The following is an 18,161-nucleotide window of genomic DNA, read 5'->3' as shown; positions in this document are numbered from 1 at the left end:
CAAGAGTCAATGAAAAACACTCACTTTCATCTTTCCTCCATTTTTTATTTTTATGAATGTGCAACCTACGATGATTGAAGCGGTCAATAAAAAAAGCCCTTTAAAAAGGGCTTTTTAGATCGTGATATGCTGCGGATTCGGTTTTTCTAGCGTATGGTTTCTGTTATCGGGGTCGGCATTAGGTGATGTGATCCATAATGCCAAGATCGTGATGCTTGTACAGACGACTGCCCATTTTTTAAAATTCATATAAACAATCCCCTCTCTGAATATAGATACGAGCATGTTCCGCTTCCCCATAGAACATGGAAGATTTTTCATAATCCTCCATTTCATTATAATACTTTGCGGTGTCTAAAGCCAGCTCTTCTATATCTGGATATGCATAGGAAGATTCTAAAAAATGGAAAATCTGTTTAATATGCTCTGCATCTTGTCGTAAGTACAACGCTTCTAAAAAAATGGTCTTTTGAATATGAATGTCATCCTGCAGAGCTTCTGCTCGTTTCATACATTCTTCTCTGTAATATAATGCTTCATCGTTTTTACCTTGTTTGTATAAGATCTGAGCGGCTGTATAAAGAGGGTCTATCGATCGACGAAGATGATCAGATTGGTTTTGATCAAATAATGAGATGGATTCTTTCATTAAGTCGAGTGCGCGGTTCAAGTCTCCCATTCTGTAATAACTGTTGCCCATATTAAACAAAGAAGAAGCAATAAAACGCACATTCTGAAAGTCTCTTGACCTTGCAAGTGCTCTTTCGAGATGTGGCAATGCCTTTTCATGCCTTCTCATATCATCATAATTACCGGCTACAATAAATTCACACTGAATGGTACGAAGCGCATATAGTTCGTGCTGAATATAGACATCCAGCGCTAGTTTGGCATGGTGCATCGAAATGTGTGTTTGTTTCATGTGATAATATATTTCTGACATTTTAAAATGAAATTCTGCACGTTCAATATCGTCGGATACAAAAGAAAGCTTGTGCTCTGCCTTTTGATAGGACGATATGGCAGCAATGTACTCTCTCCGGCCGAACTCATACATGCCTCTGAAGAAATGATAGTAATATTCAAGCATGCCTGTGACATGCGTTTGATGCTCATCTATTTCTTTCGAAAGCTCGGAAAAGTTGGCGCGAAGCTTTCCTTCCTTTAATGGCTTTAAATAATCAAGCATGACCTCATGTCTGAATTCCATTAAAGAAAAATAGAGAAGCAAATTCTGATCTTCTTCCATTGAATCAAGAGAGGTGCGAATTTCCTGCTTTAACTGTTCTGCTTGTTCTGAATCAAATCTGCGGATTAATTCATACCACTTGTTGATTTTCACTCCAATATCCGAAGAGGGAATGATTTTCGCCATACGTTGCCTTCTCCAATCTTCTCAAAATATAAAACATTACCATATTTTATCATACTTGACCGAAGAAATACAAAAATGAAAGGAAAAAGAGAGCCTTGTGCGATAAGACTCTCTTTTGGATGGGTTATTCTCTTATTTGTCCTTGACCACGAATCACAAATTTTTCAGAGGTTAGGGCTGGCAGACCCATTGGTCCTCTAGCATGCAATTTTTGTGTGCTAATGCCGATTTCCGCTCCATAGCCAAATTCAAAGCCATCTGTAAACCGGGTAGATGCATTATGATACACAGCGGCAGCGTCAACGGCTGTTAAGAAAAGTGCCGCATGCTGCTCGTTTTCCGTAATGATCGCTTCAGAATGCTTAGAGCTATACATTTGAATATGCTGTATCGCCTCTTCCATGGTCTTGACGGTTTTAATACTGACAATCGGCGCTAAAAATTCCGTTTCAAAATCAGTGGTCGTCGCTAATGTGGCACTAGGTGCAAGTGCACATACTGCTTCATCGCCCCGTATTTCTACACCATGTGTCTGAAGTGCTTCAAAAAGCGAAGCGCCATGTTCTTTTGCCCATGTTTCATGAATGACAATGCTCTCAATGGCATTACAAACAGATGGTCTTTGTGTTTTCGCATTCAGAACAATTTGTTCAGCCATTTCTTTTTGGGCTGTTTCATCAATGTAAATATGACAATTCCCTGCACCCGTCTCAAGTACTGGAACAGTAGACTCTCTCACAACAAGATCAATTAAATGTTTCCCGCCTCGTGGAATAAGGACATCTAGATAGTCATTTAAAGTGAACAGGGTTTTAGCCGTCTCACGGCCTGTATCTTCAATCAATTGTACACTGTCTACGGGAATATCCGTTGGTTGCAGCGCTTCATGAATGACTTTCACAATCGCTTTATTACTATGAATGGCCGATGAACTTCCTCGAAGAATCACAGCATTTCCAGTTTTCAAGCAAAGAGTGGCCGCATCGACTGTCACGTTTGGTCTTGCTTCGTAAATCATCCCAACCGTTCCAAGAGGCACACGTACTTTTTCAATGAGAAGCCCGTTTTCTTTTTGAATGGTCTCTAATGTTTCACCAATTGGGTCTTTGAGCTGAATGAGTTGATGCGTAGCGTCTGCAATCGCTTCAATTCTCTCTTCTGTTAATGTAATTCTGTCGATCACAGATGGCGTGAACTCTTTGTCTATAGCCGCCTGAACATCTTTTTGGTTTTCGGCAATTAAATAAGCTGAAGATGCTTTTAATGCTTTTGCAATAGCGTCTAATGCAGCATTCTTTTGTTCAGTCGTTTTTAATAGCAGCTGATCTTTGGCTGCGCTTGCCTTTTTTGCTTTTTCTAGAACTTCATTCATCGTTTTCCCTCCTCAGTTTTGTACGTGCTGAACCCAGTGATCTCGGTGAATGACTTCAGGTTTTTCATAAGAAAGCTCATGACTTCGCATCCCTTTAATGCCAAGAAGCTCATCTGAATCATACAATGTTTGTCCTTTACCGACTAATCCGTTTGGACCAACAACTTCGACGACCTCTCCTTTAGAAAATTCACCAGCTACATCAATGACACCAGCTGGAAGAAGACTCCTTCCATTATGCAAAATCGCCGCCTCTGCCCCCGCATCAATCATGATCTTCCCAGAGACTGGTGAGTGGAATTGAATCCATTGGCGACGGTTATTGACTGATGATAAGTCTTGTTCACCAATATATGTGCCGTCCCCCTGACCAGCGAGAATGTGAAGAAGCTTGTCTTCCCCTGTACCTGTGCCAATGAAGACTTTAACGCCAAGGGAGAGAGCTGTTTGTGCAGCTGAAAGCTTAGATTTCATCCCGCCTGTTCCAACCTTTGAACCCGTACTCTTCGCATATGAGAACAATTCATCTGAAATGTGAGTCAGCACATCAAACCGCTTCGCATCAGGATTCTCACTTGGATTGGCATCATAAATTCCGTTGATATCTGTTAAAATGATCAATTGGTCTGCATGAATTAAGCCACTGACCAGTGCTGATAACATGTCATTATCACCAAAGGTAAGCTCCTCGATGGACACAGAGTCATTTTCATTAATGATCGGTAAAATTTTTCTTTCGAGCAGTTCCATCATCGTTGCGTAAGCATTTCGATATCTTGTACGATCTGAAAAGTCATTACGTGTTAAAAGCATTTGTGCAGGCGTCATCTGAAACTGTGAAAATAGTTCTGTATATTTCTGCATTAACAAACCTTGACCAACAGCAGCAGCAGCCTGCTTCCCTTTTAAGGTCACAGGTCTTGACGGATATCCTAAACTGCCAAATCCCGCCGCAACGGCACCTGACGAAATGAGAATGATTTCATGCCCTGCCTCTTTTAGCTTTGCGATGGCTTTGACATGATCCTGCATTTTGTGTTCATCAATGGCTCCCTTTTGCTCTGTTAATGAACTGCTACCAATTTTTATGACGATCCTTTGCTTTTTCATCATTGATTCCCTCCGCTATACCTTTCACCACATAAAAAATCCCTTTTTCTCCTTATGTAAAGGACGAAAAAGGGATTTTCCGTGGTACCACCTTCATTGAATAAGCATACGTCTGCTTATTCCACTCAACTCCTGTAACGCCAGGCATGCGCTTAGATTTTTCCTCTAAGGCTCAAAGGGTAGGTTCAGCAGCTGTCTGCGGCAAATGTTTCAGCATGTCATTTGCTCTCTTTTACACAGCAGGTCCTGCTTACTATTCCTTCTCAACGCTCGTTAATTTTTTTATATTATCACCAATTGCTTCAGAAAAGTCAAGCGGTCAATTAAACACAATCGTTTTATTCTCATGAACAATGATTCGATCTTCCAGATGCCATTTGACAGCTCGGGCAAGCACACTGCGCTCAATCGTGCGGCCAATATTTTTTAATGCCTCTGCATCATCTCTATGATCTACCCGCTCAATATCCTGTTCAATGATTGGCCCTTCGTCTAAATCATTGGTGACATAATGGGAAGTCGCGCCAATTAATTTGACTCCCCGCTCGTATGCCCGCTTGTATGGGTTTGCACCGATAAACGCTGGAAGGAAGGAATGATGAATATTAATGATTTTGTTCGGGTGCTGTTCAATAAAGGCTGGCGTCAAAATTTGCATGTATCTCGCAAGCACAACCGCATCAATATCATATTCTTCTAATAATGCAAGTTGTTGTTTTTCTGCATCTTGGCGAATGTCTTTATTTGCTTTCACGAAGTGGAATGGAATGCCGAGTGCTTCGACTGTATCTTTTGCCGTTTCATGATTGCTGATGACAACCGCTATTTCAGCCATTAAATTACCGCTTTGCCATTCCCATAAAAGTTCATGTAAACAATGAAGCTCTTTGGACACAAAGATCGCCAGCTTTTTCAGATCACTTGCACGCGACATGCTCCATGTCATGTGAAATGATTGCGCAATTGGCTCAAAACTGCTTTTCAATTGATCTAAGTTGGCCGAGATATCTTTCCAATCAAATTCAATTCTTAAAAAGAACCGGCCGCTCTCATGATCTGTTGTGTATTGACTAGATTCAATGATGTTTGCTCCATGTTCAAATAAAAAAGTAGAAACAGCTGACACAATACCAGGCTGATCCGGGCAGCTGACTAAAAGCCTTCCTTTTTGCTCATGCTTTTGTCTGTGCAATTCAAGTTTCTCTGTAATCAATGTTCTCATGTCTTATGACCTCATTTACATTTTTCATTCTAATGAAATATTATACTGGACTGGAAAGAGAAAAAGCAATTAAGCGTCGTGTTTTTTATTGAATATTCATTCAATTCTGCACCTGGCGTGATATAATATGAATAGACCTTTTATCACAAAAGGAGTGATGGAGATGAAAAGCATGACTTTGTTTGGTAAAGTGAGCTTTTGGCTAGGCATCGTATGTCTAATCACGGGCATTTATCTATTTATGACCGGAGAAAGACTCATTCCTTTACTTACATTTGGTGTATGTTTTCTGCTTGTGAGTCAGCTTTACCGCAAAAATGAAAACGATTCCAATCATCATTCGATGTAGCAAAAAGGCTGGCACATGTTTGCCAGCCTTTTCTTATTCAATGATTTTCAACCCGACCGCTGCTGATAAAATGAGTGCGATAAAGAAAATACGTTTTGCGTCTTTCGACTCACCATAATACATCATCCCAACAATCGCTCCTCCAGCTGCTCCGATTCCTGTCCAAATCGCATACGCCGTTCCCATCGGAATTGTATTCATCGCAAGAGACAGCATCAAAAAGGATAGCGAAAATCCAGCTGCTATGAAGAAAATCCATTTAACATGGCGATCTTTCTGGAATTGATTCATCATGGTGACACAAAGCATTTCTAAGATGCCTGCCCCAATGAGTAAAAGCCAGCTCACGATTCAGCCTCCCCTTTCTTTTCACCTGTAGTCAATTTGAGTCCTAATACACCGCTTAAAAGCACCATGATCAAAAGTAATTTTACTAGCTGTACCGGCTCACCCATGACCATCCCTACTATGACCGTACCGGCTGTTCCAAGTCCGGTGAAAACGGCGTAAAGTGTGCCAACTGGAAGTACAGTCGTGGCTTTCAGGAGTAAATAAAAGCTGACAACAATACAAACGATGGTTGCACTCCATTCCAATATAGAGCCAGCATATTTCAACCCCATCACCCAGCCGACTTCAAATACGGCTGCAATCAAAACATTTCCCCATTTCATTCGATCTCTTCCTTTCTTACCGATTCCAAGCAATAAAAAAAGCCCGGAAATCGATCGTTTGATCAAATCTCCCGGGCTTTTATCCCTCCGTGTCCATACGGTCTATTGTCTAGACCCTATGTGTTTTCTCTCGGTCCAGACTGCGCTGCCCGCACGGAACCCTAGAAAACCAATTCATGATAATCAGATCTAGCATACAGCCGATTCTGTATGAAAAAGTGTATCACACCCTGATATGCCGGTCTACCACTTTGCTTTTCCCCTTCAAATATACTTGTTCATTTTTCGAAAGAAAGTGGATGAAAGCGAAGTATACTAAATGTTAGAAAGAGGAACGACCACATCACTGATATAATAAAACAAGAGGTGGATCAAATGATGATGACCGACGAACAAAAACACGAATTTTATCAAGCACTTGTTGATAAGAATCCGCAATATGATGGCACGTTTTTTGCTGGTATTAAAACAACCGGCATCTTCTGCCATGCCACGTGCACTGCTAGAAAACCAAAATATGAGAACTGCGAGTTTTTCTTTACAGCAGAGGAGGCGCTGCTTGCAGGGTATCGGCCGTGTAAGCGATGCACGCCTTTAACATATCCTAACAGCATTCCAGAAGAAGTCAAAACACTTGTATCAGCAGTTGAAGAGAGTCCTGAGAAACGGTGGAAAGAAGAAGATTTTCGCCAATTAGGGATTCACTCTGCAACAGCTCGGAGAAAATTCAAAGAAATCTATGGAATGACCTTTGTTCAATATGCTAGATCACGCCGAATGGGGCTAGCGTTTAAAGAGATTCTGAACGGAAAAAAAGTCATTGATCAGCAAGTCACCTTCGGTTACGAGTCTTCCAGTGCCTTCAATGATGCCTTTACGAAAATCATGGGGAATCCACCCAAAAAGGCGCAAGTCAATATTTTGCATGCGAATTTTATTTCTACTCCGATTGGGCGGATGATGAGCATTTCAGATGCAACCCATGTGTATTTGCTGGAATTTATGGACAGGCGAGGATTAGAAAGAGAAATTGAGAACATCAGAAAAAAACATCATGCCCGTATTTTAGTTGGAGAAACAAACGTTCATCAGCAATTAGCAAAGGAATTAGCCTTATATTTTGAAAAGAAACTCACGCAGTTTACTGTGCCACTTGCTATACATGGCACCCCTTTTCAGAAAAGGGTATGGGATCTTCTATTACAGATTCCGCCAGGCGAAACGAGATCGTATCGAGATCTTGCCATCATGCTTGGCGATCCCCATTTGGTTCGGGCAGTTGGAAATGCAAATGGTGCCAATCAGTTGGCCATCATCATTCCTTGTCACCGAGTCATTCAAACAAGCGGTGAACTTGGCGGATATGGCGGGGGAATCGAACGAAAGAAATATTTACTTCAGTTAGAACAGCGTCTATAAAAGAAAAAGCGGCTCTCCTTATGATTCAAGCGAGCCGCTTTTTCCGTCACGAGTAACACTGTAAACATCAATCATTTGATCCCATTTTGAAATGGTTTTTTCTTTTTTCATCCCCATTTTCATTGCAACCTTGACTGACGCTTCATTGTCAGGGCGAATTAAGCTGACCATTCGCCTCACCTTCATTTCGTCAAAACCATACGCAAGACAGCCTTTTGCAGCCTCAACAGCATATCCTTTTCCCCATGCCGATCTCTTTAGCATATAGCCAATTTCAAGCTCTGTTTGTCCTTCGACGTTTTGGAGAACAATTCCGCTTTGACCAAGTGGTTCCTTCGTTTCTTTTTCTTCAATGATCCACAGGGATGTATGAAATGTGCGGTCATTCTTTTGATTCCAAGCAATCCACTCTTTTGTCTGCTTTTCATCCTTTAGTGAAGGATAATACTTCATGACCTCTTCATCTTGGAACAGCTTTTCGTATAAAAAAGGCGCATCGTCTTCATCCATTGTTCTCAGTCTGAGGCGCTCTGTTTCAAGCACGATCCGTGTTTGATGTGCCATTTTTATCCCCCCTGCTTACTTGCTAAAAATATCTCCGAACAACCCATTTGAATCTGGGGCAAAGTAATGGAACCCCGCACCCGTTAAACTAGCAGCTAATGCGGTCCACATGATTAAACTGACCGTCATCCACACAGTGACTTGTTTTCTTTTCGTCCCGAAGCTCATACACATAAAAGCCGCTAAATGACTGCCAATGATAAAAGGACCGATAAGTGCCAAACCAGGGAGACCGTACCGTTCCCAAACCTTTCTGGCTTTCAGCTGTTTTTTCTCTCCTTTTTCATCATGTTTCTCCTCTTTCCTCTTCAGCCACCACGCTTTAAATCGGTCCACGAAGACGATGAGTAGCAAGACGGTAAGAAAGTTGCCGACGAATCCAATAACTGCCGTTGTCACAGGATGCAGACCACTTAAAATCCCCAGCGGAACGACACCAACCACTTCAAAGAAAGGTAAAGCAGCCAATATAAAAACGAGTACATACCCCCATACAATATCCAATCACAGAACCCCTTTTCATTTTTGTCCTCTTCTCATTGTAAAGAAAAATGTGATCCCATATCTACATTTTTTTAGAAAAAGAAAAGCACATCGCAAGTGATGTGCTCTATCTACATTAAATGTTCATTTTTCTTGTTTGTTTTCTGTAAAAAAGCGATTGTGAGCAAGACTAAAATCACAATGGATACCAGACTTGTGAAAAGAAGCATCAGAGGTGATGTCCATCCAAGCCATTCGAATAGGAGTTGCGGTCCAAAGAAGATCAACGGAATGAGCGACATCATATTCGCCTTTAATATGGCATTCAATAAGACAATACACAGCAGCAACAGAAGAATGACGCCCCATCTTTGGCTCGAGGTCAGCACAAGTAAAGGAGTACCAAGTTTTTGGTCCAATAATTTCACTGTGATCAAGGCTGTCATCTGAAAAACACCTAATATCCAAAAGTAAAAGAATGCCCTCCCGCTTGTTTGAAAGGCAGAAGCTCTAAACATCACAATGGTCATGATCACATTGGCCACTATTATTAGCGGATAACCAATGAGTGCATACCAAGAATACGATAAACTTTGACTGATGGCATCTGCTAACATCATGTAAAAAAGAGATCCAATTAAAAAAGCACTGACAAACGGAACCCAGTCTTTATGATTTCTAGAGAGCTCTTTCGCTAGCTCATCAGCAAAGCCCCGTGGATCTCCTCCAAATACATCTTCCCCTGTTTTCCCATCTTTCTCAGCTTCGACAGCGTGTGTCGTTAATTCATCCATCACTTCGTCGATCTCGTCCTGATTTTTCCCTTTTGATATGAGATAGAGTTGCAGCTCTAATAAGATGTGTCTCGTTTCTTTTGTTACCATCTTCTCACTTCCCTTTATGTAATAATCGCTCTACATTCCCTGACAGCTCATTCCATCGCATAGTAAAATCCGTCAGCGCTTCTTCGCCTCTTTGTGTGAGCGTATAGTATTTCCTTTTCGGCCCACTCGCCGATGCTTTTGTGGACGTATGAACCAGTTGTTCTTTTTGCATGCGCAGCAAGATCGGATAAATACTACCTTCACTAATTTGATCAAACCCATAGTGCGCAAGCTTCTTTGTCATTTCATAGCCATAAATTTCACCTTCAGAAATAATCGACAGCAGGCATCCTTCTAAAATTCCTTTTAGCATTTGTGTTGATTGTGTCATCATCGATCCTCCGCTTTCAGTACCTTGCATGACAAGATAGTTTGATCTTACCACACACTATCTTGCCATGCAAGATACCGACTCAGAAAAAAATCACCGCTTAAAGGGTGATTTTTACGCCCAAGGCTTATCCGTCCCAAGTGCGTCAGCCAAAGCTTTACTATGCTTCCGGCGGCTTTTTCTTTCCTCTGCCCGCTGCTTCGCTGTTTGATGAAGCATGATTTCTTCCTCTGTTTCCGGCATGACTTGTGGAACTCGTTTTGGCTTCCCGTTTTCATCAAGCGAGACAAAAGTAAGAAATGAAGTTGCTGCGAGTCTGCGCTCTCCAGACATCAAGTTTTCCTTAATGACTTTGACGAATACTTCCATAGAAGATGTACCGACCCATGTCACATAAGATTCTAAGCAGACGGACTCTTTCTGTCCAATCGGCTCTAAAAAATCAACTGAATCCATTGATGCGGTGACTGTTTCACTACGGCTGTGTCTTGCTGCCGAGATGGAAGCAATGTCATCTATATAACTCATTAATTTCCCACCAAATAACGTTTGGTGGTTATTCGTATCGAGGGGGAATACCCTGCTGGTTTTCACAACTTTCGATTCCTTGCAGTATTTGAAATTTTCTTCACTCATCGTCATAGCTCCTTCTTGCTGTTTTCGTTGATGCGGAACGACTTTTATTAAACACTATTCTATTAGGTTTGTCTAAACTTTTTGCTTTAGTCTCTCATGAGAGATTTTCTTTCGGAAATGTTTCAACATTTACTAGAAGGAGGAATAATATAATTATCGATAAACAAGGAGGCCCTTTGATGGATTCTATGAAATCAGAGAAAGTGTATAAAACGCCGCAATGTATGAGTGAATATGATGATTTACAAGAAGTCCTCTTATGCAGTCCAATTTATATGGAAATTAAACAGATCATCAATGAAACCCAAAAGCATTTTGCAAGAGAAAATATTTCTCAAATCAAAGCCCTCACGCAGCATAAGCAATTCATCCAAACGCTGAAAAACCATCATGTCCGGCCTGTCCTTCTTCCTGCAAATGAACGTTTCCCTGAACAAGTCTTCACTCGGGATATTGGATTTACAATTGGACAGACTTTATTTGTTTCAAACATGGCAGCCCCTGTCAGACAAGGAGAAGAACATTCCTTAAATGAATGGGCACAGACAAAAGGATGGACAACCATCACGCTGGATGATGGAACGATTGAAGGCGGCGATGTGCTTGTAGACCAAACCCGGGTATTTGTGGGGATCAGCAAAAGAACAAATCTAGCCGCCATCCAGCAGCTCAAAAAAGAACTGCCGAATCACGACATCATTCCTATTCATCTTCCTTCTCACATTTTGCATCTTGATTGTGTGATGAATATTCTTTCTCATCATGAGATCTTGATTTACCCTGAAGCTTTTACGGAAAAGGATCTTCATATGCTCAAAAAGCATTATGATCTCATTGAAATAAGTGAGCAAGAGCAGTTCACACTTGGACCAAATGTGTTGTCCATTGGTCAGAAAAAAGTCATCAGCTTACCAATCAACCAAGAAACAAATGCTGCATTAACAGCCCGCGGCTACACCGTCATTGAAGTAGATTTTTCAGAAATCATTAAATCCGGCGGCTCTTTTAGATGCTGTACATTACCTATTAGGCGTTCATAAAAGCCAAAAAGCCAGCTTGTCTACTCGCTGGCTTTTTAAATGCTTACCTTCTTCCCTCTATCTACTTCCTATCATATAAATGACAAGCCACTTCATGTCCTTCTTCGACTGCTTGTAATACTGGCTTTTTGTCCGCACATACATCCATTGCAGCAGGACATCTTGTCCGAAATACGCAGCCGCTTGGCGGATTCACTGGACTTGGAATTTCTCCCTTTAAAATAAACCGCTTGCGTTTATCTTCCACATCAGGATCTGGAATCGGGATAGCAGACAGCAATGCTTGTGTATATGGATGAAGCGGTGTTTTATATAAAGCATCACTGCTAGTCATCTCCACGAGATGTCCTAAGTACATGACACCGATTCGATCGCTAATATATTTAACCATCGATAAATCATGGGCAATAAATAAAAACGTCAATCCCTCTTCTTTTTGCAGTTTTTTCAGCAAATTCACGACTTGAGCTTGAACGGATACATCTAGTGCAGAAATCGGCTCATCTGCCACAATAAACTTTGGCGATAAGGCTAGTGCTCTAGCAATCCCTATTCTTTGCCTCTGACCTCCGCTGAATTCGTGAGGATAGCGTGTAGCAAAATCATGACTTAGCCCCACCGCTTCAAGCAGTTCCTTCACACGTTCGAGTCTTTTCTTTTGACTGCCATACAATTGGTGGATCTCCATCGGTTCTAGCATAATATCTTTTACAGAGAGCCTAGGATTTAAAGAAGAATACGGATCTTGAAACACCATTTGAATTTGTCTATTGAAATCAAATGATTCTCGGTTCGATAAGTGATGGAGACTTTTCCCTTCATACAAAGCTTCACCTTCTGTCGGGTCATAAAGCCGCATGAGCACTTTTCCAAGTGTAGATTTCCCGCAGCCTGACTCACCAACAAGACCAAAGGTTTCGCCTTGTTTCAGCTGAAAGGTGACCCCATCTAATGCTTTTAACGTTCTTCCTTTCGATAGATGAAAATGCTTTTTTAAGTTGTTGACTTGCAGAAGTGGTTCACTTCCCATCACATCTCCCCCTCTCAGCTTTCAAATACCGCCTTGTTCCTGCCCATTCCTGTTCATATGAAGTACCAGAAAGAGAAAGGAGTTCAATCTGTCTGCCCGTTTTAGGTGAGTGAAGCATCATGCCATCTCCAGCATACATCCCTACATGGCGAACTGCTCCCTTCCCATTGTCATTGGCAAAAAACATGAGATCACCTGGCGCCAAATGGTTTGATGCGACTGGAGTTCCTTGAACTGCTTGGTCACTTGCGTCTCTCGGTAATAAACATCCACACGCTTTGTACATGCTGTAAACAAAACCCGAACAGTCGTAGCCATAGCTGCTCATGCCGCCCCACAAATATGACAGTCCAATAAATTGTTTTCCTATAGCTAAGGCATCCTTACCGCTCATAGAAGAAGGTGATGAAGCACGGCGCACATCTTCTTTTTTGATTTCTCTTCTTCCTACTGGAGTCAGAACATCAAAGGAATCGCTCGTTTCTTCAACAGGTGTTAGTTCTGTTAAAAAACTAACCTCCATATCCGGTGTTCCGTTTTGATATAAAACGGCTTTTTTCTGACAAACAATCAAGGGACTAGCAGGTGGTTCACTCTCTGATACTTCATTTAATTGCTCTACAGGGATATAACCTGGATAGCCTTGCGGGTGTTTCCGGCTTGCCTGCTGCGGGATGACAACTTTCATCCAGCCATCTGTCTCCTCCAGCCCAATGACTCGTTCGCCAAGCAGTACTTGGGTTTGAATAAGGTTTTCTTCACATAAGGCCAATTTCTGTTCATATGTTTGCTCATCAATCCATTCTTTGATCTGGACGGAACTTTGAAGAACGTGTCGATCTATTTCTCTCGGCGACTGCGGTGCTGTCCATATATTTGCGACTGGAACCTTTGATTCATATAACATCATAAGACCCCTTTCACTCTTTGAATGCCTAACCCATGATGCGGCGGAAAGAGAATATCTTTTCCTTGATAGATAATTCCTCCGTCTATTAAGTCCTCTTTGAGCATAAGCGGCGCATCAAAATCATAACGGGTAATATTCGGCTGGCTTGCAGCAAGATGAGCGGCTGCGGTAATCCCTAGTTTTGACTCGATCATACTGCCAACCATGCACTTGACGCCGTATGCTTCTGCTAAACTATTGATTTTCAGCGCTTTTTTGATACCGCCTGTTTTCATTAATTTTAAGTTGATGAGATTACAGCTTCTCGTTTCTAACACCTTGATGGCATCATGGAGGCTAAAAATACTTTCATCCGCCATAATCAATGTGTCTGTTGCTTCCGTCACCCGGCGCAGACCCTCGATGTCTTCTTTAGGCACTGGCTGCTCGACTAGTTCAATATCGAGTGCCTCCATTTTTCGAATGGCGACAATCGCTTCCTTCCATGTCCAGCCTTGGTTGGCGTCAAGCCTGATTTGAATATCCGGCCCGACTTTTTCTCGAATCCGTTTGATCCGCTGAATATCCGTATCTATATCATCTTTTCCCACTTTGATCTTTAAGGTACGAAAGCCTTCAGCTGCATATTGCTTCGCATCCTCTGCCATTTCTAGCGGACGGTTGACACTAACCGTGTAATCCGTTTCCAGCTGATCACGATAACCACCAAGATATTGATAAAGTGGCAGGCCAGCCTGCTTCGCTAAACCATCGTAAATCGCCATATCTATTGCAGCCTTTGCACTCGTGTTTCCTGCAAGTACACGGTCGATCGCTGAAAAGATTTGTTCATATTGTGACAATGAGGCACCAATCAAGATCGGCCTCATCACAGCGCAAATAGCATAGTCGATGCTTTCCAGTGTTTCACCTGTAATGACCGATGTCGGCACTGCCTCTCCATAGCTGACATCGCCTTGATCATAGGTGATGATCACAATAAGAGATGCGGCGTCATACACCGTTCTTAATGCTGTTTTGAAAGGCTTCTTTAGCGGTACACTCGTTCTGCTTGTGCGAACATCTACGATTTTCATTTGATCGCCTCTTTCGCTGCAACACCTGGGGAAATATGCAGTTTTTTCCCTGTAGCATCTAATGTAGCCTGCACGCCGATTGGAATGGCGAAGTTTGGAGAGGAATGACCGATCCGAAAACCGCCAAGTGCAGGTTTCTGTTGCGGGACAATATACGTCTCCCACAACTGATCCAGCGTTAACGACTGCTCTTTCTTTTTCGGCTCACATTGATGAAAATCACCAATGATAAATCCCGCCGCATCATGTAATTTTCCTGCAGAGGCTAAGTGCTGCATCATTCGATCGATTTTATATGGTTCTTCGTCTATATCTTCTATCAATAAAAGCTTCCCCTTTGTATCAATTTCAAAAGGTGTACCAAGTGTCGTGACAATAAGGGCAAGATTTCCTCCGGTGATTTCGCCTGAAGCCGTGCCATGATAAAAAGTGTGAAGAGGTGACAGGTGGTTCGTATACGAAAAGGCTTTTGGAGTGAATAGCTGTAAAAAGGTATCCTTTGTATACGGATGAACCTCTTCAAGTCCCACATCAGAGGAGAGCATTGGACCATGAAAGGTCACAAGACCCGTCTGCTGCTGAATGGCTGTATGTAAAAACGTAATATCACTGTATCCCCAAAAGATTTTTGGGTTCCGGCGAATCAAGTCATAATCAATGGCTTCTGCAATTCTTCCTGTTCCGTATCCTCCGCAAGCACAAATCACTGCCTTCACATCTGGATCTTGAAACATGTGATGAATATCTTCCACTCGTTCATGATCATGAGCTGCTAAATAACCATACCGGGAGTTGATATACTTCCCCTTTTTCACCTTTAGCCCTAAGCTTTCTAAAAAAGAAATACCTTTTGCTAATTTCAGCTCGTCAGGCGGGCTTGCTGGTGCAATGATTCCCACTGTATCTCCTGTTTGAAGTGCCACTGGCAGATGGTTCATGCCAATCCCCTCTTTCTCTTCGTTTCTTTCAATCTATGGGCATCTTCTTCATAACATGAACAAATAAAGGAACAGACGCTTTTTACAAAGCGTCCCGTTCTCTCATTTTTTCATTTACTCTCCATCTACCTGTGCCCATTTCAAATCAATGTAACCAACAGGATGACGGACAATGCCCTTTACGCCTTCTTTTTGTAAATAGACTTGGTTATAAAAATGAATGGGAATGATCGGTGCTTCTTCCATGAGAAGTGCCTCGGCATCATGCAGCATACGATTTCTCTTTTGTTCATCTGCTTCTTGACTCGCCTTTTTGATCAGCTGATCATACGTATCATTTGACCAACCTGTCCGGTTCATCGCATTTCCTGTTTGGAAGCTCTCTAAGAAATTGATTGGGTCTGCATAGTCAGCTAGAAATGAACTTTGCGAGAATTGGAATTTGAGTGCCTTTTGATCTTCTGCAAACACATTTGCTTCCATGTTTGCAAGCTTCACATCTACCCCTAGCGCTTCTTTTAATTGTTGCTGAATGGCTTCTGCTTTTTTCTTATTTTCAGGCTTTGTACTATATGTTAATGTGACGGGCGGAAGCTTAGAATAGTTCTCTTCTTTCAACCCTTTTTCTAATAGTTTTACAGCTTCACTCGTATCATGTTTGACAAGGTCGCCGCCAGCTTCTCTGAAATCTTCACCCTTTGAATCTAAAATTCCTGGTGAAACGAAGGCATGTGCTGGCTTCTCTTCATTTTTCGTCACATACTCTACAATATCCTGAGGATTGATCGCCATTTGAAAGGCTTTGCGAATGTTCTTATTTTGAAAAGGCTCCATGTTGACATTTAGACGATAAAAAAACAGCCCTGCTTGATCCTCAATTTGCACATCTTTGCTTTTTAACAGGTCTTCACTTTGTTCTGCCGGAACGAAGGCCGTATCTAAATCTCCTGATTGATACATTTGGTAATCTGTGTTTCGATCACTGATCATGAGCCATTTCACTTGATCTAGCTTGACCGTTTGTTTGTCCCAATACGTGTCACTTTTTTCCATTGTAAAGCTTTCATCATGCTTCCACTCTGTCAGCTTAAACGGTCCATTGCCGACAAAGGTTTTCGCATCCTTGGCCCAGTTCGGGTCCTTTTCCGCTACCTTCTCATTCACTGGGAAAAAGGCAGGGTTTGCCGTCATATTTAAGAAAGATTTCTGCGGGTATGCTAGCTTGACCTCTAGCGTTTGATCATTAACAGCCTTAACTTTTACATCTTCTTTCTTCCCTTTTCCGCTGTTAAACGCTTCGCCCCCTTCAATCATATAAGCTAAGAATGCCGCAGAAGAGCCCGTCTTTGGATCTAGCAGCCGCTTCCACGCATATTCAAAGTCACTTGCTTTGACTGGATCACCATTTGACCACTTAATTCCATCCCTTAAATGGAACGTGTACGTTTTTCCGTCCTTTGAAATGTCCCATTTTTCCGCCATGGCAGCAGATGGTTCGTGCTTCTCATTCAGTCTCGTTAATCCTTCCATTAAGTTATTGAGCCCTTGCCAGGACACATTATTAAAACCAATGGGTGGATCAAATGATGTCGGTTCGTTTTCGTTATTTAATGTTAAAACTTTCTCTTCACCCTTGCTTGAAGATCCTTTGCCTGCTTGCTCATTGGCTGTACATCCTGCAAGCAGCATCACTGTGATAAAGCACATACTGAGAATCCAACCTGTTTTTCTCATGAAAAACTCCCCCTTTGTGTTGAAGATAAAACCGTTTGCTTCGCTCGTTCATCTTGAAGCCAGCAATGTACTGCATGTGTAGGTGAACGCTGCGTTTCATGCGGCATAATATGATCACACACTTTCATCGCAGACGGACATCGATCGGTGTATGGACAACCTTTTGGCGGAGCAAATAAATCTGGCGGGCTTCCTTCAATAGGAATGAGTTCATCTTTCATATCCAGCCTTGGAACGGATTGCAGCAGCCCTTTTGTATAGGGATGCTGTGGACTGTAAAAGATATCTCGCCTTGTCCCAACTTCAACGATTTTCCCCCCGTACATGACAGCCACTCGATCAGCGACTTGTGCTACGACCCCTAGGTCATGTGTGATTAAAATAATCGTCACGCCTGTTTTTTTCTGAATCTCTTTAAATAGTTCTAAAATCTGCGCCTGTATGGTGACATCAAGTGCAGTTGTCGGTTCATCTGCAATCAGCACCTTCGGCTCACAAATAAGAGCCATTGCAATCATGAGCCGCTGCCTCATGCCACCGCTGAATTGATGCGGATATTGCTTCAGCCTCTCTTTCGGCTGCGGAATCCCCACCAAATCAAGCATACGAAGCGCCTCTTCTTTCACTTCTTTTTTTGTCAGCTTCTGATGCACTTTTGCAGCCTCCATCAGCTGATCTCCAATTGTCAGCGTCGGGTTGAGTGCCGTCATAGGATCTTGAAAAATCATGGAGATATCGACACCACGTATGCTTCGCATGTCTTTTTCAGATAATGACAGCAAGTTGCGATCACGAAACCAAATTTCCCCTTGATCGACTTGTGCGCTGTATGCAGGGAGAAGCCGCATGATACTTTGAGACGTCACACTTTTTCCGCAGCCTGATTCTCCGACAATGGCGAGGGTTTCTTTTTCATACACATCCACATTCACCCCGCGTACCGCTTGAACAGAACCGCCATATGTCCGAAAGCTAACATGCAGATTGATAATCCGAAGCATTTTTTTCATCACG

The 18,161-nt window shown here is 42.2% G+C and carries 21 protein-coding genes, 1 riboswitch and 1 other annotated feature; of the genes, 3 read left to right on the top strand and 18 right to left on the bottom strand.

What is annotated here, in order from left to right; translation table 11 throughout:
- Positions 1–114: 114 nt before the first annotated feature.
- From NST24_RS06470 to purU, 5 genes are all read right to left on the bottom strand, one after another.
- Entirely contained in the window at positions 115–249 is a 135-nt protein-coding gene (locus NST24_RS06470; protein WP_008346190.1) for a hypothetical protein, read from the bottom strand.
- The gene (locus NST24_RS06465; protein WP_168948709.1) at positions 239–1,375 is read right to left on the bottom strand and encodes a Rap family tetratricopeptide repeat protein; all 1,137 of its coding nucleotides are present in this window, start codon (positions 1,373–1,375) and stop codon (positions 239–241) included. Before NST24_RS06465 ends, NST24_RS06470 begins: the two co-directional genes overlap by 11 nt.
- 124 nt (positions 1,376–1,499) lie before the next feature.
- Positions 1,500–2,747: a glutamate-5-semialdehyde dehydrogenase gene (locus NST24_RS06460; protein WP_041092333.1), complete on the bottom strand. Its 1,248-nt coding sequence runs from the start codon at positions 2,745–2,747 to the stop codon at positions 1,500–1,502.
- A 12-nt stretch (positions 2,748–2,759) separates the two neighbouring features.
- Complete coding sequence (gene proB / locus NST24_RS06455; RefSeq protein WP_061420873.1) at positions 2,760–3,857, bottom strand: glutamate 5-kinase; 1,098 nt, start codon at positions 3,855–3,857, stop codon at positions 2,760–2,762.
- Positions 3,858–3,913: 56 nt separating this feature from the next.
- Positions 3,914–4,133, bottom strand: a binding site (T-box leader).
- A gap of 43 nt (positions 4,134–4,176) precedes the next feature.
- Complete coding sequence (gene purU / locus NST24_RS06450; protein WP_007498809.1) at positions 4,177–5,079, bottom strand: formyltetrahydrofolate deformylase; 903 nt, start codon at positions 5,077–5,079, stop codon at positions 4,177–4,179.
- A gap of 163 nt (positions 5,080–5,242) precedes the next feature.
- Here purU and NST24_RS06445 point away from each other — a divergent pair, with 163 nt between their 5' ends.
- Positions 5,243–5,428 (top strand): hypothetical protein, encoded by a 186-nt coding sequence (locus tag NST24_RS06445; protein WP_024719622.1) that lies wholly within the window; start codon positions 5,243–5,245, stop codon positions 5,426–5,428.
- A 33-nt stretch (positions 5,429–5,461) separates the two neighbouring features.
- On the opposite strand, the gene NST24_RS06440 is transcribed toward NST24_RS06445, so the two are convergent.
- Both NST24_RS06440 and NST24_RS06435 read right to left on the bottom strand, forming a co-directional pair.
- Entirely contained in the window at positions 5,462–5,776 is a 315-nt protein-coding gene (locus NST24_RS06440) for a multidrug efflux SMR transporter (protein ID WP_342462463.1), read from the bottom strand.
- A complete protein-coding gene (locus tag NST24_RS06435; RefSeq protein ID WP_024719620.1) occupies positions 5,773–6,102 on the bottom strand; it encodes a multidrug efflux SMR transporter in 330 nt (109 codons plus the stop codon). The genes NST24_RS06440 and NST24_RS06435 overlap by 4 nt, the downstream gene beginning before the upstream one ends.
- A gap of 66 nt (positions 6,103–6,168) precedes the next feature.
- A riboswitch (guanidine-I (ykkC/yxkD leader) is annotated at positions 6,169–6,278 on the bottom strand.
- Between the two features lie 199 nt (positions 6,279–6,477).
- Between NST24_RS06435 and NST24_RS06430 the strand changes: the two genes are divergently transcribed.
- Positions 6,478–7,521, top strand: coding sequence for a trifunctional transcriptional activator/DNA repair protein Ada/methylated-DNA--[protein]-cysteine S-methyltransferase (locus NST24_RS06430; RefSeq protein WP_024719619.1), 1,044 nt, complete (start codon positions 6,478–6,480; stop codon positions 7,519–7,521).
- A gap of 18 nt (positions 7,522–7,539) precedes the next feature.
- Here the strand turns inward: NST24_RS06430 and NST24_RS06425 are convergent, their stop codons facing one another.
- The 5 genes from NST24_RS06425 to NST24_RS06405 all read right to left on the bottom strand — a co-directional run bounded on the left by NST24_RS06425 (position 7,540) and on the right by NST24_RS06405 (position 10,419).
- The gene (locus NST24_RS06425) at positions 7,540–8,085 is read right to left on the bottom strand and encodes a GNAT family N-acetyltransferase (protein WP_039168722.1); all 546 of its coding nucleotides are present in this window, start codon (positions 8,083–8,085) and stop codon (positions 7,540–7,542) included.
- Positions 8,086–8,100: 15 nt separating this feature from the next.
- Entirely contained in the window at positions 8,101–8,589 is a 489-nt protein-coding gene (locus tag NST24_RS06420) for a small multi-drug export protein (RefSeq protein ID WP_007498817.1), read from the bottom strand.
- 110 nt (positions 8,590–8,699) lie between these two features.
- The gene (locus NST24_RS06415; protein ID WP_047945981.1) at positions 8,700–9,452 is read right to left on the bottom strand and encodes an NADH dehydrogenase; all 753 of its coding nucleotides are present in this window, start codon (positions 9,450–9,452) and stop codon (positions 8,700–8,702) included.
- Between the two features lie 4 nt (positions 9,453–9,456).
- Positions 9,457–9,783 carry a PadR family transcriptional regulator gene (locus NST24_RS06410; protein ID WP_017367090.1) on the bottom strand — a complete coding sequence of 109 codons (327 nt, stop codon included), beginning with the start codon at positions 9,781–9,783 and terminating at the stop codon, positions 9,457–9,459.
- A 114-nt stretch (positions 9,784–9,897) separates the two neighbouring features.
- On the bottom strand, positions 9,898–10,419 hold the full coding sequence (locus tag NST24_RS06405; protein ID WP_008346212.1) for an acyl-CoA thioesterase: 522 nt from the start codon (positions 10,417–10,419) through the stop codon (positions 9,898–9,900).
- 179 nt (positions 10,420–10,598) lie between these two features.
- Here NST24_RS06405 and NST24_RS06400 point away from each other — a divergent pair, with 179 nt between their 5' ends.
- Positions 10,599–11,459 (top strand): dimethylarginine dimethylaminohydrolase family protein, encoded by an 861-nt coding sequence (locus NST24_RS06400; protein ID WP_342462462.1) that lies wholly within the window; start codon positions 10,599–10,601, stop codon positions 11,457–11,459.
- Positions 11,460–11,520: 61 nt separating this feature from the next.
- Here NST24_RS06400 and NST24_RS06395 read toward each other — a convergent pair whose 3' ends face one another.
- The 6 genes from NST24_RS06395 to NST24_RS06370 all read right to left on the bottom strand — a co-directional run bounded on the left by NST24_RS06395 (position 11,521) and on the right by NST24_RS06370 (position 18,157).
- A complete protein-coding gene (locus NST24_RS06395; RefSeq protein ID WP_008346217.1) occupies positions 11,521–12,489 on the bottom strand; it encodes an oligopeptide/dipeptide ABC transporter ATP-binding protein in 969 nt (322 codons plus the stop codon).
- Entirely contained in the window at positions 12,479–13,396 is a 918-nt protein-coding gene (locus tag NST24_RS06390; protein ID WP_342462461.1) for an NlpC/P60 family protein, read from the bottom strand. Before NST24_RS06390 ends, NST24_RS06395 begins: the two co-directional genes overlap by 11 nt.
- A complete protein-coding gene (locus NST24_RS06385) occupies positions 13,396–14,475 on the bottom strand; it encodes a dipeptide epimerase (protein ID WP_342462460.1) in 1,080 nt (359 codons plus the stop codon). The genes NST24_RS06390 and NST24_RS06385 overlap by 1 nt, the downstream gene beginning before the upstream one ends.
- Entirely contained in the window at positions 14,472–15,413 is a 942-nt protein-coding gene (locus NST24_RS06380; RefSeq protein WP_341015773.1) for an LD-carboxypeptidase, read from the bottom strand. The genes NST24_RS06385 and NST24_RS06380 overlap by 4 nt, the downstream gene beginning before the upstream one ends.
- A gap of 114 nt (positions 15,414–15,527) precedes the next feature.
- Entirely contained in the window at positions 15,528–17,147 is a 1,620-nt protein-coding gene (locus NST24_RS06375) for a peptide ABC transporter substrate-binding protein (protein WP_342462459.1), read from the bottom strand.
- Positions 17,144–18,157, bottom strand: a complete 1,014-nt coding sequence (locus NST24_RS06370; RefSeq protein WP_251185944.1) for an ABC transporter ATP-binding protein — start codon at positions 18,155–18,157, stop codon at positions 17,144–17,146. The genes NST24_RS06375 and NST24_RS06370 overlap by 4 nt, the downstream gene beginning before the upstream one ends.
- Between the last annotated feature and the right edge of the window lie 4 nt (positions 18,158–18,161).

It is taken from the genome of Bacillus sp. FSL R5-0286, assembly GCF_038593245.1.
Classification (GTDB): domain Bacteria; phylum Bacillota; class Bacilli; order Bacillales; family Bacillaceae; genus Bacillus; species Bacillus altitudinis.
This window is presented reverse-complemented; position numbering and strand designations above follow the sequence as displayed.